The organism is Mesorhizobium sp. A623 (assembly GCF_054489405.1).
Genome location: NZ_JBTMXB010000008.1, coordinates 179,437 through 193,287, shown reverse-complemented (window position 1 = coordinate 193,287; position 13,851 = coordinate 179,437). Strand labels below are relative to the sequence as shown.

The 13,851-nt window shown below is 61.7% G+C and carries 18 protein-coding genes; 4 read left to right on the top strand and 14 right to left on the bottom strand.

The window, feature by feature from the left end; genetic code table 11:
• Positions 1 to 21: 21 nt before the first annotated feature.
• Positions 22 to 534 carry a DinB family protein gene (locus ACX3P1_RS11140; protein ID WP_459079635.1) on the bottom strand — a complete coding sequence of 171 codons (513 nt, stop codon included), beginning with the start codon at positions 532 to 534 and terminating at the stop codon, positions 22 to 24.
• Between the two features lie 121 nt (positions 535 to 655).
• Here ACX3P1_RS11140 and ndk point away from each other — a divergent pair, with 121 nt between their 5' ends.
• Entirely contained in the window at positions 656 to 1,078 is a 423-nt protein-coding gene (gene ndk / locus ACX3P1_RS11135; protein ID WP_459079634.1) for a nucleoside-diphosphate kinase, read from the top strand.
• Positions 1,079 to 1,172: 94 nt separating this feature from the next.
• Here the strand turns inward: ndk and ACX3P1_RS11130 are convergent, their stop codons facing one another.
• The 6 genes from ACX3P1_RS11130 to ACX3P1_RS11105 form a co-directional block, all read right to left on the bottom strand.
• A complete protein-coding gene (locus ACX3P1_RS11130; RefSeq protein WP_459079633.1) occupies positions 1,173 to 1,940 on the bottom strand; it encodes a YbaY family lipoprotein in 768 nt (255 codons plus the stop codon).
• A 96-nt stretch (positions 1,941 to 2,036) separates the two neighbouring features.
• Complete coding sequence (locus ACX3P1_RS11125; protein WP_459079653.1) at positions 2,037 to 2,507, bottom strand: molybdenum cofactor biosynthesis protein MoaE; 471 nt, start codon at positions 2,505 to 2,507, stop codon at positions 2,037 to 2,039.
• A 1-nt stretch (position 2,508) separates the two neighbouring features.
• Positions 2,509 to 2,814, bottom strand: coding sequence for a molybdopterin converting factor subunit 1 (gene moaD / locus ACX3P1_RS11120; RefSeq protein WP_459079632.1), 306 nt, complete (start codon positions 2,812 to 2,814; stop codon positions 2,509 to 2,511).
• Entirely contained in the window at positions 2,771 to 3,367 is a 597-nt protein-coding gene (gene pgsA, locus ACX3P1_RS11115) for a CDP-diacylglycerol--glycerol-3-phosphate 3-phosphatidyltransferase (RefSeq protein WP_459079631.1), read from the bottom strand. The genes moaD and pgsA overlap by 44 nt, the downstream gene beginning before the upstream one ends.
• Positions 3,368 to 3,526: 159 nt before the next feature.
• A complete protein-coding gene (gene uvrC, locus ACX3P1_RS11110) occupies positions 3,527 to 5,581 on the bottom strand; it encodes an excinuclease ABC subunit UvrC (RefSeq protein ID WP_459079630.1) in 2,055 nt (684 codons plus the stop codon).
• On the bottom strand, positions 5,578 to 5,730 hold the full coding sequence (locus ACX3P1_RS11105; protein ID WP_459079629.1) for a hypothetical protein: 153 nt from the start codon (positions 5,728 to 5,730) through the stop codon (positions 5,578 to 5,580). The genes uvrC and ACX3P1_RS11105 overlap by 4 nt, the downstream gene beginning before the upstream one ends.
• A gap of 268 nt (positions 5,731 to 5,998) precedes the next feature.
• Between ACX3P1_RS11105 and ACX3P1_RS11100 the strand changes: the two genes are divergently transcribed.
• The 3 genes from ACX3P1_RS11100 (at position 5,999) to ACX3P1_RS11090 (ending at position 8,116) form a co-directional block, all read left to right on the top strand.
• Positions 5,999 to 6,757: an SDR family NAD(P)-dependent oxidoreductase gene (locus tag ACX3P1_RS11100; RefSeq protein WP_459079652.1), complete on the top strand. Its 759-nt coding sequence runs from the start codon at positions 5,999 to 6,001 to the stop codon at positions 6,755 to 6,757.
• A gap of 2 nt (positions 6,758 to 6,759) precedes the next feature.
• Positions 6,760 to 7,122 carry a dihydroneopterin aldolase gene (locus ACX3P1_RS11095; protein WP_459079628.1) on the top strand — a complete coding sequence of 121 codons (363 nt, stop codon included), beginning with the start codon at positions 6,760 to 6,762 and terminating at the stop codon, positions 7,120 to 7,122.
• Positions 7,123 to 7,456: 334 nt separating this feature from the next.
• A complete protein-coding gene (locus ACX3P1_RS11090; protein ID WP_459079627.1) occupies positions 7,457 to 8,116 on the top strand; it encodes an outer membrane protein in 660 nt (219 codons plus the stop codon).
• A gap of 104 nt (positions 8,117 to 8,220) precedes the next feature.
• Here ACX3P1_RS11090 and ACX3P1_RS11085 read toward each other — a convergent pair whose 3' ends face one another.
• The 7 genes from ACX3P1_RS11085 to ACX3P1_RS11055 all read right to left on the bottom strand — a co-directional run bounded on the left by ACX3P1_RS11085 (position 8,221) and on the right by ACX3P1_RS11055 (position 13,804).
• On the bottom strand, positions 8,221 to 8,817 hold the full coding sequence (locus ACX3P1_RS11085) for a glutathione S-transferase (RefSeq protein ID WP_459079626.1): 597 nt from the start codon (positions 8,815 to 8,817) through the stop codon (positions 8,221 to 8,223).
• 85 nt (positions 8,818 to 8,902) lie between these two features.
• On the bottom strand, positions 8,903 to 9,670 hold the full coding sequence (locus ACX3P1_RS11080) for a ribonuclease T2 family protein (protein WP_459079625.1): 768 nt from the start codon (positions 9,668 to 9,670) through the stop codon (positions 8,903 to 8,905).
• A 13-nt stretch (positions 9,671 to 9,683) separates the two neighbouring features.
• Positions 9,684 to 10,127: a hypothetical protein gene (locus ACX3P1_RS11075; protein WP_459079624.1), complete on the bottom strand. Its 444-nt coding sequence runs from the start codon at positions 10,125 to 10,127 to the stop codon at positions 9,684 to 9,686.
• 83 nt (positions 10,128 to 10,210) lie between these two features.
• Positions 10,211 to 11,062 (bottom strand): 23S rRNA (adenine(2030)-N(6))-methyltransferase RlmJ, encoded by an 852-nt coding sequence (locus ACX3P1_RS11070; RefSeq protein WP_459079623.1) that lies wholly within the window; start codon positions 11,060 to 11,062, stop codon positions 10,211 to 10,213.
• A gap of 145 nt (positions 11,063 to 11,207) precedes the next feature.
• Positions 11,208 to 11,828: a hypothetical protein gene (locus ACX3P1_RS11065; protein ID WP_459079622.1), complete on the bottom strand. Its 621-nt coding sequence runs from the start codon at positions 11,826 to 11,828 to the stop codon at positions 11,208 to 11,210.
• Between the two features lie 37 nt (positions 11,829 to 11,865).
• Positions 11,866 to 12,315: a DNA polymerase III subunit chi gene (locus ACX3P1_RS11060; RefSeq protein ID WP_459079621.1), complete on the bottom strand. Its 450-nt coding sequence runs from the start codon at positions 12,313 to 12,315 to the stop codon at positions 11,866 to 11,868.
• A 1-nt stretch (position 12,316) separates the two neighbouring features.
• The gene (locus ACX3P1_RS11055) at positions 12,317 to 13,804 is read right to left on the bottom strand and encodes a leucyl aminopeptidase (RefSeq protein ID WP_459079620.1); all 1,488 of its coding nucleotides are present in this window, start codon (positions 13,802 to 13,804) and stop codon (positions 12,317 to 12,319) included.
• Between the last annotated feature and the right edge of the window lie 47 nt (positions 13,805 to 13,851).

Below are 13,851 nucleotides of genomic sequence, written 5' to 3'. Positions count from 1 at the left end.
ACGCTGCCCGACCGCAAGCCCTCACGCGTACGCTCTGCCTTCTTCCGTCCTCTGGAAATAGCTGAGGTCGAGCGACACGGACGGCCTGCCGAGCACCGTCAGGATCATATGCGCCTGCCCGCGATGGTGGGTATGATGGTTGAAGAAATGCCCAAGCGCCGGCGAAAGTCGCTGCGAAATAGTGCGCATGTCGGTCGCCGTCATATAGGTGAAGCGGCCGGATAGCGCCTTGTCGTCCAACGTTTCGACCCAATCCACGATTCGCCGATCCTCCGTTTCGCGCGCCATCCTGAGAACGGAAAACGCGCGGTGGAGAATGGCGTCCAGCTTTGCCGGCGCATCGCCCTCTCCCGTGAACCGCTTCATCCATATCCTGTCGGCCGTCAGAACGTGGTTCAAGGTTCCCATCATCGAACCGAAGAACGCGCCCGTGTCACGGCTGAACTCTTCGTCATTGAGATCGGCGGCGGCATCGTAGATTCTGCTATTGGCCCACTGGTTATAGGCCGCAAACATCATGAAATGGCGTTTCATCGGCAAAAGCGTCCTCCGAATCGACGGCCTGAACTGGCCCCCTGAGCCGGGCACTTGGCAATGGGCCGGCACGCTTGTATAGAGCCGCCACCCACCAATATCCAATCCAGAAGGACTTCCCATGGCGCTCGAACGCACCTTTTCCATGATCAAGCCGGACGCTACCCGGCGCAACCTCACCGGCGCCATCACCAAGATGCTGGAAGATGCCGGCCTGCGCGTCGTCGCATCGCGTCGCGTGTGGATGAGCCGCCGCGAGGCCGAAGGCTTCTACGCCGTCCACAAGGAACGCCCCTTCTTCGGCGAACTGGTGGAATTCATGTCGTCGGCGCCGACGATCGTGCAGGTTCTGGAAGGCGAAAACGCCATTGCCAAGAACCGCGAAGTGATGGGCGCCACCAACCCGGCCAACGCCGACGAAGGCACCATTCGCAAGGTGCACGCGCTGTCGATCGGCGAAAACTCGGTGCACGGCTCGGATGCTCCCGAAACCGCTGCCGAAGAGATCAAATACTGGTTCTCGGACACCGAAATCGTCGGCTGATTCAAAAGCTGACGATCAGGACGTAACAGCCTGATCTGAAACAAAAGAGCCGAGGCGAAACCCTCGGCTTTTTCATGCGGCGAAGATCGCGCTGTCACAGCGCGCGGAACCGCAGGACGGCGCGACCGTCCTTATCCGCAACGGTGAGGCCATCCGCGCCGACTTCGTAGGAGGCTGCCTTGTCGAACGCCTCGAACAGCGCGTGGTCCGCCGCCATCAACTCCGGCGCGCAGGCCATCTGGGTCGAGCCAGCCTGCCCGATGGCAAGACTTGATCCATCGATCCTGGCGCTGGCGAAATAGCCGTTGCAAAAGCCCTTGCCGGTGATCGCACCGGTCTGCTCGATACGGAAGGTGGCGCGGCGCTCGGGCAACGTCTCCACGCCGTCGACCTGCTCGGCCACCCAATCCTTGCCGTAAATCGTCTGCGCTGTCGCAGGTTCGTCCTGCTGCGCCACTTTCCTGACCATCACGGTCTGCGCCTCCCGCGACAGCGGGTCGACCTGATGGCGCGTATCGGTGATGAACCAGAGCTTGTCATCAACGGTAATGCGCGCCTGCAAAGCGTAGCTCATATTGGTCTGGATGACGGACGGATCGAACTTGATCTCGAATTTGATCGGCACCTGGCCTGCTGGAACGATCTTCTGCTCGCCAAGGATGGCGGCAGGCGCATCGGCTCGCGAAACATCGGCAAGCTGCACCGAAAGCACCGCGTTCGGCGGCAGCGCGATCCGCTCGCGATACAGCACTTCGCCGCGCACGACTTGCTCGGTTGCACCAGAAACGCCCGGCACGGCAAGCATGCCGATGACAAGCGGCGTAAACCCGAAAATGAAGAGTTCAGCGATCCTGTCCAGCATGGATTATCAGCTCCTTTTCGGGGCCGACTTGACCCAAGGAATAAGGACAATCCATGGCGGCCGCTGGGCATTCTTCGGGTTTGAAGTAAATATCGATTAACGCTTCCAGCGGGCTGCGGCCTGCTCGTCGGATTCCTTGGCGTCCACCCAGCCGCCTTCGGACCCATCGACGCGGTGCTCCTTCTTCCAGAAAGGCGCGCGCGACTTCAGGAAATCCATGAGGAAGCCGGCGGCCTCGAATGCCGCATGCCGATGCGAGGATGCCGCCACCACCAGCACGATGTTCTCGCCGGGCTTGATCTTCCCAAAGCGGTGAATGGCGGTAAGGCCCTGCAAGGCCCAGCGCTCAATCGCTTCATTGGCGATACGGCTGATTTCGGCATGGGCCATGCCCGGATAATGTTCGAGTTCCAGCGCGACAAGCGCGCCCGCCTCGTCGCGGCATAGGCCGGAGAAGGTAACGATGGCGCCGACATCGGTCCGCCCGGCAGTCAGCCTGGCGATCTCGGCGGCAATTTCGAAATCCTCCGCCTGGATGCGCACCGTCGGCACGACCGCGCCCGGCATCTCAGCCACCGGTCATCGGCGGGAACAGCGCGATTTCGCGCGCGCCCGCGATTCTTTCGCGGTGGTCGACATGCTCCTGGTCGATGGCCACGCGGATCACGTCGGGATATTGCAGCGCGTTTTCATATTCCTCGCCGCGCCCTTTCAGCCAGCGCAACAGGTCGGCGACGGTTTCGATGTCATTCGGCAGTTCGACTTCTTCTTCCGGCTTGCCGATCCGCTCGCGCACCCATGCGAAATAGATGAGTTTCACCGCAAAAACCCTACTCGTCGATGATGTGCTTGAGGCCGGCCCGGAAATAATCATAGCCCGTATAGAGCGTGACCAGAGCCGCCACCCACAAAAGCACGAGACCCGTCTGTGTCGTGTAGGGGAATATCTTGTCGCCGGCAGGGCCCGCGAGAAGAAAAGCGATGGAGACCATCTGGATGGCGGTCTTCCACTTGGCCAATTGCGTCACCGGCACGCTGACCTTCAACGCGGCCAGATATTCACGCAGGCCCGATACCAGGATTTCGCGGCACAGGATGATGATCGCCGCCCATAGCGACCAGCCGGCGATGCCTGCATGGCGGTCGGTGTCGGCCGCGAGCAGCAGCAGGCAGGTGGACACCAGCAGCTTGTCGGCAATCGGGTCGAGCATCCGGCCGATATTCGAGGTCTGCTTCCAGGCGCGCGCCAGATAACCGTCGAGATAATCGGTGATGCTGGCGACAAGGAAAATGGCCAGTGCCGACCAGCGCGCGAAATCGCTCGACTTCAAATGGCCTTCCATGAAAAAGCACACCACCACCAGTGGCACCGCGACGATGCGGGCATAGGTGAGCATGTTGGGCAGATTGAATGCGGGCTTGGCCATGTCTTCAAAACTCTTTCTGTCACGGTACTCAAATCAGAAGGCGGCGGCAGGGGTCAACAGATGAAAATCGATCGGCCAGCTTAAATCGGCTACAATCGGGCGGCTCCCACGAAAACGCCATCGGCATCGGCGGAAATGCCGCCCGTTTTATGAACAGCCCTAATTTTCATGGAAATGGTTATAGACCAGCTTTGCTATCCGTTCGGAAATTCCGTCCACTTTCATCAAATCCTCGACGGCTGCCCGGCTGACCGCCTTGGCGGTGCCGAACGCCAGCAGCAGCGCGCGCTTGCGGCCTGGCCCGATGCCGCCGATCTCGTCGAGCGGGTTTTTTACCAGTTCCTTCTTGCGGCGGGCGCGATGCGTGCCGATGGCAAAGCGATGCGCCTCGTCGCGCAGGCGCTGGACGAAATAAAGCACCGGATCGCGCACCGGCAGCGAAAATGAGGATTTGCCGCGCACGAAAAACCGCTCGCGGCCGGCCTCGCGATCCTGCCCCTTGGCGACACCGATGGCAACGACGCGGTCTTCGATGCCGAGGTCCGACAGGATTTGCCGCACCGCCGTCATCTGGCCCTGCCCGCCGTCGATCAGGATCACATCGGGCCACGCCGGGAACCCCGTATCCCCGGCCGTTTCGTCATCGCCTGCCACTGCATCCGGAGCCACATCGCCATGCTCCTTGAGAAGCCGCGAAAAGCGACGCTCCATCACCTCGCGCATCATGCCGAAATCGTCGCCGGGGGTGATCTCGGTCGAACGAATGTTGAACTTCCGGTACTGGTTTTTCACGAAGCCTTCCGGCCCTGCGACGATCATCGCACCGACGGCATTGGTGCCCATGATGTGGGAATTGTCGTAGACCTCTATGCGCACCGGAGGCCGCTCCAGGCCAAACGTCTCCGCGAAACCGGCAAGCAGGCGGGTCTGCGTCGAGGTCTCGGCCAGCCGGCGGCCGAGTGCCTCGCGCGCGTTTTGCAGCGCGTTGTCGGTCAGTTCCTTTTTCTCGCCGCGCTGCGGCACGGAAACCGCGACCTTGCGGCCCGCGCGGGTCGACAGCGCGTCGGCCAGCAACGCCTGTTCGGTGACCTCCTGAGAAAGCAGGACCATCCGCGGCGCCGGCTTGTCGTCGTAAAACTGCGCGATGAACGACCCCAGCACCTCGGAAGCCTCCATCGCGGGATCGGCCTTTGGAAAATAGGCGCGGTTGCCCCAGTTCTGGCCGGTGCGGAAGAAAAACACCTGGATGCCCACCTGCCCGCCTTCCTGGTGGATGGCGAATACGTCGGCCTCATCGACCGTATGCGGGTTGATGCCCTGGTGGCTTTGCACATGCGACAGCGCCGCCAGCCGGTCGCGATAGATGGCGGCTCGCTCGAAATCGAGTGCGTCCGACGCTTCCTGCATGGCGGCCGAAATTTCCGTCTTCACCTTCTGGCTGCGCCCGGAAAGGAAATCCTTGGCCTCGGCCACCAGTCCGGCATAGTCGCCATGCGAGATTTCGCCGGTACAAGGGGCTGCGCACCGTTTGATCTGAAACAAAAGGCAGGGGCGCGTGCGGTTTTCGTAGAACGAATCCGTGCAGCTTCGCAGCAGGAACGCCCGCTGCAGCGAATTGATGGTGCGTCCAACCGCCCCCGCAGAAGCAAACGGGCCGAAATAATCGCCTTTGCGCGAGCGCGCGCCGCGATGCTTGTAGATGCCGGGCGACGGATGATCGCCGGTGAGCAGAATATAGGGAAACGACTTGTCGTCCCGCATCAACACATTGAAGCGCGGCCGCAAGCGCTTGATTAGATTCGCCTCGAGCAGCAGCGCTTCGATCTCGGTGCGGGTGACGACAAACTCCATCGTCACCGTTTCGCGCACCATGCGGCCGATGCGGTTGGTGTGGAACCGCCCCTGCGCGTAATTGGTGACGCGCTTCTTCAGGCTGCGCGCCTTGCCGACATAAAGCACGTCGCCCGCCGCGTTCATCATGCGATAGACGCCGGGGGCATTGGGCAGGCGCTTGACCAGTGTCTGGATGACTTCCGCACCGACCATGCCATCGGCGTCGCCGGCATGCGAGGTCCAGTCTATCGCCGTAAAGGCAACATCCGGGCCGGACGCCTCGGGGGCGGCGTCGACGCCGTCCTCCTCGACGTCGATATCGGGAACGTCGTCGCCGGCTGACAGGCGGTGCGCCTTGTTATCGGGTGTATCGGAGTTCATTGAATTGTTGCCATTGCCAAGCGCTGGCCACGCTGCGGGCCGCGCGTTGCAGTTGCCGGGCAGGTACGATAGTCAATCCACAGGCAGCGCACGATGGTCTCCGTTTCTTTCATGTCGGCAAGGCACTGAAGATGGACCGACTTGTACATGGTCAAACGCCTATACCAACCGCCGGGGGAATTGCGCCATATATGGGATGTTTCCGCGACTTTCGCTGGTCTGGAAAGACTCAATGCCCGACATTACAGGCCCGCTTGCGCGATCAACAGCCCGGTCGACATGCAGGCCCGCACGATGCTGACATACCCGATGCCCGCGTTCGAACGGATGCCTCGCGGGAACCGAATGGGGGCGAAGCCATCTTTAGTGTCAATGATTCAAGTGTCATAGCCGTCGAGGGAGCAGAGCCTTTTGTCCGTGGATGAACAGCAAAGGCCCGTATGTCTTGTCACCGGCGGGGCTCGGCGACTGGGCGCGGCGATTGCCACCCGTCTCGCCCCCCGTTTCGACCTGGCTATCCACTATCGTTCGTCCGGGGATGAAGCTGAGCAACTGGCCAGCCGATTGCGCGGCAAAGTCGGTGCCGTTCATCTGTTTGAAGCCGACCTCGGCGATGCCGTGCAAGTAGCCAGCCTGGTTCCGGACATCGTCCAGCGCATGGGCCGCCTCGATATGGTCGTGTGCAACGCCTCGCAGTTCGACTTCGATACGCCGTCGGATTTCTCCCCTGAAGCCGCCCAGCGGATTCTGGCTGTCAATCTGATTGCGCCGATGGTCCTTGGCCGCGACCTGGCGCTTCACGGCTCGCCGCAGGCCACACTCGTGCACATGCTGGATAGCAAGGTATTTTCGCTCAATCCGGACTATTTCAGCTACAGCCTGGCCAAAGTCGCGCTCAAAGGCGCTATCGAAATGCAGGCGATGCATTTTCGGCGCAAGGTCCGCGTCTGCGGGATCGCGCCCAGCGTCACCCTCCTCAGCGGCGACCAGTCGCCGGAGAATTTCGAGAAAAGCTGGCGTCACACGCTGACTGGCGAAGGCCCTACCCTTCAGGAAATCGGCGGCGCGGTCGAATTCATCTGGGACACCAAATCGCTCAACGGTTCGATCATCACGCTCGACGGCGGACAGCATTTGATGGGCTTGCAGCGCGACGTCGCTTTCATGGTGGATTGACGATGGAAATCACCGAACGAACGGTCATCGTGCGCGACCTTGAACTGTCCATCAGCATCGGGGTGCATGCCCACGAAAGACAGGCGCCCCAGCGGCTGATCGTCAGCGTGGAAGCGACGATGAAAGGCCAGGGCTTCGCCATCGATGAGATCGCCGCCACGCTCGACTATGACCGGATCTGCGACTTCATCCGCTCGATCGCCGGCGAACGGCACGTCGAGTTGCAGGAAACGGTCGCCCGGCGCGTCCTTGCCTTTGTTCTTTCGCTTCCCGGAGCCGCCTCAGCCGTGGTGGAAACCCGAAAGCCGGACATATTCGACGACTGCGCTTTTGTCGGAGTGCGATTTTGCGGGCGCAACGCATAGCGATTAACGCCCCGAACGAGGCGTAAGAAAGCGTCAATAAATCGGGCGAGACTGTGGCAACGGGCCTCGATCGGCCTAAAAAATCGGCGTGCAAGCCGCCGAAATGACGCCTGTATCCGGTGCATCCTAAGGGTTTGGCCCGTTTTCTGTTGCCAATCGGCAACGCCCGATTTCTGCCTTATTGGCGCCAAGCAATGACCTGTTTTCAGGTTCGCTTCAGCCGCATTTCAGCACGACATTTGGAACCGATGAGCGGCCAGCCCGTTTCTCCTCCCGGACGAGTGGGGGCGCTCACGTCAAAAAGCCTGTGTACGTGGCTCAAGGAGTTACCAATATGAAAGCTAATCTCAAATTTGCGCGGCCGCTCGCGGCGGCCCTTGGGCTCATCGCCTTTGCCGGCGCTCCTGCTTTTGCTGCAGACGTCGTCTCGGAAGAGCCACCGGCACCGATGCCCATCGCCGAACTGCCGATTGCCTCGTGGGCCGGTCCCTATGCCGGTATCAACCTCGGCTACGGCTTCAGCGGCCGCACCGATGACGGCGGCGACAGCTACAAGACCGATGGCTTCGTCGGCAGTGGCTTCGTCGGCTACAACTGGCAGATGGACAATTTCGTGTTCGGTGCCGAAGGTGAAGTCGGCTATAATGGCGTCAAGGGTAACGACGCGCTGACGGAATCCAAATCGGGCCTCGAGGGTTCACTTCGCGCCCGTCTCGGTTATGCCGTAACGCCTGAAATCCTGCTCTACGGCACGGCCGGCGGCGCGGCCCAGAGCCTGAAGGTATCGGATGCCCTCGGCAGCGACAAGAACACGATGGTTGGCTGGACGGCCGGCGTCGGTACCGACATCAAGCTGACGGACAATGTCTTCGGCCGTGTCGAATATCGTTACACCGATTACGGCAGCAAGGACTTCACCACGCCGCAGTTCGGCACGCGTAGCGTCGATTCGCGTGACAACCGCATCACCTTCGGCGTCGGTATGAAGTTCTAAGCCAAGCGCTTCACTTGAAGACGAAAGGCCGGGCTGAAAAGCCCGGCCTTTTTCATTGCGGTCAATTAGAGCATCGGGCCGAAGTGTTGAAATGGCCTTCCGCCCTACGCAGGCAGGAACGGCTTCAGTTCCGGGAATTTCTCGTCGAACCGCACGGCCCAGCGCGCCAGGCGGCTGCGGCCCTTTTCCCACTCGCCGGCAAAGCGAAGGCTCATATAGGCCAGGCAGGCGCGCAGCGCGATCTGCCCAACCGTTATCTTCTTCGGCAGCTTTGGCGGATTGGCGTTCAGCATGTCGAGGCTGGCCGCAATCTTGGTCCATTGCGCATCCAGCCATGGCTGGAAAACCATTTCTTCCGGCCGAAGCCGGCGCTCGTAGATGATCGACAAGGCGCAGTCGCAAATGCCATCGGCCAGCGCTTCAAGCACCTCGGCGTCGATGCGCTTGTCCGGATTGCGCGGGAACAGCGCGTTTTTCGAACTGCGGTTGAGGTACTGCGTAATGGCGCGGCTGTCGAACAGGCTGCGGCCATCGTCCAGCAACAGCGTCGGGATCTTGCCCAGCGGATTGGCGTCGATCAATTGCGCGGGCCGCTCGCTGGTCTTGACCGGCACGGCATCGATGGCGATCCCGGCATAGGCGGCCGCCATGCGCACCTTGGCGCTGTAAGGCGAAGCGGAGGCATAAAGCAGCTTGGGCATGTGACGTTCCTGTTATTGTGAAATGGGCCTGTTATTGCAAGATGAGCTTGTCCGTACGATACGCGATAGTGTCCGGCCATGAAATTTATCCACCGCGCACGGGCGGCATCACCACCTTGGCCTTGTGGCAAGAGCGCCGATCTACCTCGTCGCAGGCGCGAAAATCGAGATCCTTGGTCATGCAGATTCGCACCTCGCGCAAAAAGCGCCTGTCGCAGGTAACGGCTATGCCATCGGGCGGCAACCCGGCATTGGCGCGAAGGAACGCCACTTCCGCGTCTTCCGGCGAGAGCGTGCGGTAGGCATCCAGCCGTCGAAACTCGGCAGGCACGGCAACTTTCTCGCGCGCGGCGCGAAGCACGTCGAAATAATCGCTCTGGCTCAGCCCTGTGCAGCTTCCATGCTTTTGCCATTCATGCCGGATCAAGCCTGCCGACGGCATCAGGTCATAAAGCGCACGCAGGGTCTGACTGGTAATTTTCGGCTCGTCCGTCCCGCATTTTTGCGGATAGCCGCGCTCGTATTGCGGCCAAAGCCCATGCACGACGAAGGCATAGGGACGCCCGGACCCGCATTGCTGCCGGTTGGCGTCGCCGCCTTCCGCCTCGCAATAACTGGGCGACCAGGACAGCGACAAAACATAGAAATCAAAACCGGTACCTTGCGGCACACCGGGCTTTTTGCGCGGAGAGGTTGCTTCATTCCCCTGAACCGTGGCTGCGTCGGTTTGCGCCGAAGCGCCCTTCGCAGCTTCACTCTCGTTTGCGTCGTTGCCGGCCGGTGCGCACGCCGCCAAGCCTAACACGGCCAACGCCAGCGCGGCCGGCAATAATTTCCGGCCTCGCCCGGCCATCGGATTCGCCCGTTCAGCGCAGGACGCGGCAACGGCCGTTATAGACCATCCAGCGATCGAAGCCCGCGACGCAGAATTCGACATTGTCGCCGACCGACGCATAGCCCTGACCTTCCTCGATCAGGTACCAGATGGTGCGGTCATGACCGTTGGTCAGCGAAACGGTAGCGCCGCAATAGCGCCGCCCGATCGGCCAGTTGTCGCCGGACGGAAGGTAGCGATGCTGATGGATGCGGCTGAAGTCGGTAATGGCCACCTGCGGCAGGTTCGGCACGTTGCGTACCTGATGATTGAACCGCCGGGTGATTTTGCTGAGCACCCAGGGCTGCCCGCAGACGCCAGAATCGCCATTGTCGACATAGCCCGGAAGATCGGCCGAAAAAGCCGCAGGCGTGGCGGCGAGCGGAGCGCAGACGCCGAGCAGCGCCGCGAGGAAGGAGGTAGCAAAACGAGTCATCTTGATCTCTTTCGATGCAAGCGCGCACTGTGAGGATTCGCGCGGTTCCGGTCAAGCTGCCGCGAAATTTCGCCACCGCAACGTCAGGCGATTTCACCAGCCAGCCATTCAAGTCCCCAATGCGCCGGTTGTTCCACGACCAGCAGCTTGTGCAAGGCCGGCAACAGGGTGCGAAGCTCGTTTTCCAGCGTGAAAGGCGGGTTGACCACGACCATGCCGCTGCCGTGCAGGCTTGGAACCGGCGATGCCGGCGCGATTTCAAAGGTTACGTCGAGGATTTTCGCAATCCCCGACCTGGCCAGATTTCGGCGAAAGGCAGCGACGGCAGCGCGATCCTTGATCGGATACCACAGCGCATAGATGCCGCCCGGCCAGCGCTTGTACGCCCGCGCCAGCCCATCGATGAGGCGCTCGAACTCGCCCCCTTCCTCGAAAGGCGGATCGATCAGCACCAGGCCGCGCTTTTCCTTCGGTGGCAGATGGGCGCCGAGCGCCAGCCAGCCGTCCAGTTCCATCACCCGGGTCTGGAAATCCCCGTCGAATTGCGTCTTCAGCCTGGCCGCATCCTTGGGATGCAGTTCTATCGCCGAAAGCCGGTCCTGCTTGCGCAGCAAATGTCGCGCGATCAGCGGCGAGCCGGGGTAGCGCTTCATTGCGTTGCCGCCAACGGCCCGAACCGCCGCCAGATAAGGCGCGACCAGCGATGCCGCGTCGGCTTTCATGTCGGCGTCGATCAACCGGCCGATGCCGCCCTTCCACTCGCCGGTCTTTTGCGCCTCCTGCGAGGAAAGGTCGGTGAGACCCGTGCCGGCATGGGTGTCGATGACGCGAAAGGCTTTTTCCTTCTGTTTCAGGTACTCGATCAGCCGCACCAGCACGATGTGCTTGACGACGTCGGCAAAGTTCCCGGCATGGTAGGCGTGGCGATAATTCATCTTAGAGCCTGTTTGATAATTCGCCCAGCCGAGGCATATGGCGTGATTTTCGAGAACCGGAGCGGAGCGTACTCCAGTACGTGAGCACCGGAAGCGCAGAAAATTGCGTCAGATGGCCGGCTGGGTAGAGTTAACAAACGGGCTCTTACGAGGACGAGCCGCCACCCCTGCCCCAGCGCGGCGGCGGTTGCGAGTTCGGGTTTTCAGGCCGCCCGCCCCGGCCGTGCCGGAACGCCAGCACGAGGCCGATGAAGCCGATAGCGATCAAGGAGAAACCGATCGGCTGCAGGCGTGGATCGATCGCTTGAGCGCCCGAGCGCAGCACGAGATCGACAGCCTTGATCTGAATGTCGTCGGCGTCGCCCTGCCCGACCGTAAATGTGTAAGCCCCGTCGCTCACTTCGGGAATGAGCCCCGCCTCGTCGCGAAAAATCCGGTCCGTTATCTGTGGGCTTTGCTCGCGCGGCGTCGGATTGCCCCTGAATTTCAAGGTGGAGGCAAGCGCCGTCTTGCCGCCATGGTCAGCCGTGAGGGTAAGAACCGCACGGTCGGAAGACAATATCCGGTCGGTATTGGTGGTCAGGTCGACCAGCACGCGCACCGGCGCTTGCGTGCTTTTCAGTTGAACATCCTGTGGCTTGAACTGGCCGTTCTCATAGACCCGCCATGTCCCGATCTCGGCACCGGAAAAATTGCGCAGCGACCAGGGATAGATCGCGCCGATCCCCACCCCGGCCAGCAAGATCAGCAGAAACAAAAGGCGCATCGTTTTTCCTGTCCAGAAAGGCGTGGCGCAAAACGCCTTACGCCTTGCGCTCCCAGCGTCGGTCGGCGGCCTGTTGCCAGTAGGTAACGGCGTGGCCGGCCGATTTCATCGTCGTCCAGTGCCCGCGCGCCGCCTCCACCTGGCCGGCATCATGGCCATCGAACAGAAACACCGCCCGCTCGTAGGCATTCAGGTCCGGCGGCACGGCTCCATCGACCAGAAAACGAATTTGCGCGCCGTTGTCATTGGCCTCGCCGGTAGTCAACAGCACCGGCTGGTCCGCGGCAAAAGGTTCCCGGTCGGTGCCATGCGCCAGGAACGAATCGTCGCGAAACGTCCACAGATGCTGGTCGAGCGCATCGCGCCGCTCCTCGCTGCCCGTCTGCACCACCGCGCGCCAGCCGCGACCGATGCTGCGCTCGAGAAGGCCCGGCAGCGCATCTTCAAGCGTCGATTCGGTCATGTGGTAGAACAGAACTTCGGTCAATTCAGCGCTCGTAATTGTCGCGAACCAGCCTGTCCAGAAGCCTGACGCCGAAGCCCGAGCCCCATGAGTGGTTGATCTCGCTGGAGGGCGCGCTGATCGCCGTGCCTGCAATATCGAGATGTGCCCAGGGCGTTTCCTTGACGAAGCGCTTGAGAAATTGAGCGGCGGTGATGGCGCCGCCAAAACGGCCGCCGATATTTTTCATGTCCGCGTTCTTCGAATCGATCAGCTTGTCGTATTCCGGACCGAGCGGCATGCGCCACACTCGCTCCTGCGTGGCCTGGCCGGCGGCGCTCAGTTGCCCGGCCAGTTCGTCGTCATTGGAAAACAGGCCGGCATGGTGCTGGCCCAGCGCCACCATGATGGCCCCGGTCAGCGTGGCCAGGTTGACCATGAATTTCGGCTCGAACCGATCGTTGCAGTACCAAAGCGCGTCGGCCAGCACGAGACGGCCTTCGGCATCGGTGTTCAGCACCTCGATGGTCTGGCCGGACATGGACGTCACGATGTCGCCGGGGCGCTGCGCATGCCCGTCGACGGCATTCTCGACCAGCCCGATAATGCCGACGACATTGGCCTTGGCCTTGCGTGCCGCAAGCGCGTGCATCAGCCCGGTGACAGCGGCGGCCCCGCCCATGTCGCCCTTCATGTCCTCCATGCCGGAAGCCGACTTGATCGAATTGCCGCCCGTATCGAAGGTCACGCCCTTGCCGACGAAGGCGATGGGCTTTTCCTTGGCCTTGCCGCCGTTCCACTGCATCACCGCCAGCCGCGCGCCACGCGGCGACCCCTGCGCGACGCCCAGCAGCGAGCCCATGCCGAGCTTCTTCATTTCCTTCTCGGTGAGGATTTCGACCTTGACGCCCAGCGCCGTCAATTCCTTCGCCTTTTCGGCGAATTCGATCGGCCCAAGCGTGTTGGCCGGCTCGTTGACGAGATCGCGCGCCAGGAAAACGCCGTCGACCACCGCCTCCATGTCGGCGAAAGCCTTCTTGGCCTTGGCGGGATCGGCGCACTGGATGGTCACCTTGGCCGGCTTTTTGGCGCGGCCCTCGGCGTCGTCCTCGTCCTTCTTGGTCTTATATTTGTCGAACGCATAGCTGCGCAGCAGCAGGCCCGCCGCAAGGCTGGCGGCATCTGCCGCGCCAGCCGGACCATCCACGACGACCACGATCTCCGCGGCCTTGCGCAACGCGGCCGCGATGGTGCCGCCGAGCTTCAGCCAGTCATACTCGTCGAGCGGCGATTTCTTGCCGGTCCCCACGACAACGAGCCGGTCGAGGGTCGTCCCCTCCGGCGTCAGCACCTCGACCGTGCTCGCGAATTTTGCGGAAAATCCCGCTGCAGGAAACGCACGATCGAGCACCCGGCCCGGATCACAGGCACGCGCGGCTTCGCCAAGCGCCCCATTTTCGCCCGCCAGCACAAAGACACTGCCTTTCGTGGGAGCGGCGAACTTGGCGAAGGAAACGGAAGGGCGCGTATTCATGTCTGTCGGCTTTCGGAACAATGCTGAATGGAGCGCGACATTTGGTC

Bases quoted from the DNA above. Each gene is read 5' to 3' on its own strand.
- ACX3P1_RS11140 (WP_459079635.1), bottom strand. From the start codon at position 534: ATGAAACGCCATTTCATGATGTTTGCGGCCTATAACCAGTGGGCCAAT.
- ndk (WP_459079634.1), top strand. From the start codon at position 656: ATGGCGCTCGAACGCACCTTTTCCATGATCAAGCCGGACGCTACCCGG.
- ACX3P1_RS11130 (WP_459079633.1), bottom strand. From the start codon at position 1,940: ATGCTGGACAGGATCGCTGAACTCTTCATTTTCGGGTTTACGCCGCTT.
- ACX3P1_RS11125 (WP_459079653.1), bottom strand. From the start codon at position 2,507: ATGCCGGGCGCGGTCGTGCCGACGGTGCGCATCCAGGCGGAGGATTTC.
- moaD (WP_459079632.1), bottom strand. From the start codon at position 2,814: ATGATTATTTCCGGGCCGGCCTCAAGCACATCATCGACGAGTAGGGTT.
- pgsA (WP_459079631.1), bottom strand. From the start codon at position 3,367: ATGGCCAAGCCCGCATTCAATCTGCCCAACATGCTCACCTATGCCCGC.
- uvrC (WP_459079630.1), bottom strand. From the start codon at position 5,581: ATGAACTCCGATACACCCGATAACAAGGCGCACCGCCTGTCAGCCGGC.
- ACX3P1_RS11105 (WP_459079629.1), bottom strand. From the start codon at position 5,730: ATGTACAAGTCGGTCCATCTTCAGTGCCTTGCCGACATGAAAGAAACG.
- ACX3P1_RS11095 (WP_459079628.1), top strand. From the start codon at position 6,760: ATGGAAATCACCGAACGAACGGTCATCGTGCGCGACCTTGAACTGTCC.
- ACX3P1_RS11090 (WP_459079627.1), top strand. From the start codon at position 7,457: ATGAAAGCTAATCTCAAATTTGCGCGGCCGCTCGCGGCGGCCCTTGGG.
- ACX3P1_RS11085 (WP_459079626.1), bottom strand. From the start codon at position 8,817: ATGCCCAAGCTGCTTTATGCCTCCGCTTCGCCTTACAGCGCCAAGGTG.
- ACX3P1_RS11080 (WP_459079625.1), bottom strand. From the start codon at position 9,670: ATGGCCGGGCGAGGCCGGAAATTATTGCCGGCCGCGCTGGCGTTGGCC.
- ACX3P1_RS11075 (WP_459079624.1), bottom strand. From the start codon at position 10,127: ATGACTCGTTTTGCTACCTCCTTCCTCGCGGCGCTGCTCGGCGTCTGC.
- ACX3P1_RS11070 (WP_459079623.1), bottom strand. From the start codon at position 11,062: ATGAATTATCGCCACGCCTACCATGCCGGGAACTTTGCCGACGTCGTC.
- ACX3P1_RS11065 (WP_459079622.1), bottom strand. From the start codon at position 11,828: ATGCGCCTTTTGTTTCTGCTGATCTTGCTGGCCGGGGTGGGGATCGGC.
- ACX3P1_RS11055 (WP_459079620.1), bottom strand. From the start codon at position 13,804: ATGAATACGCGCCCTTCCGTTTCCTTCGCCAAGTTCGCCGCTCCCACG.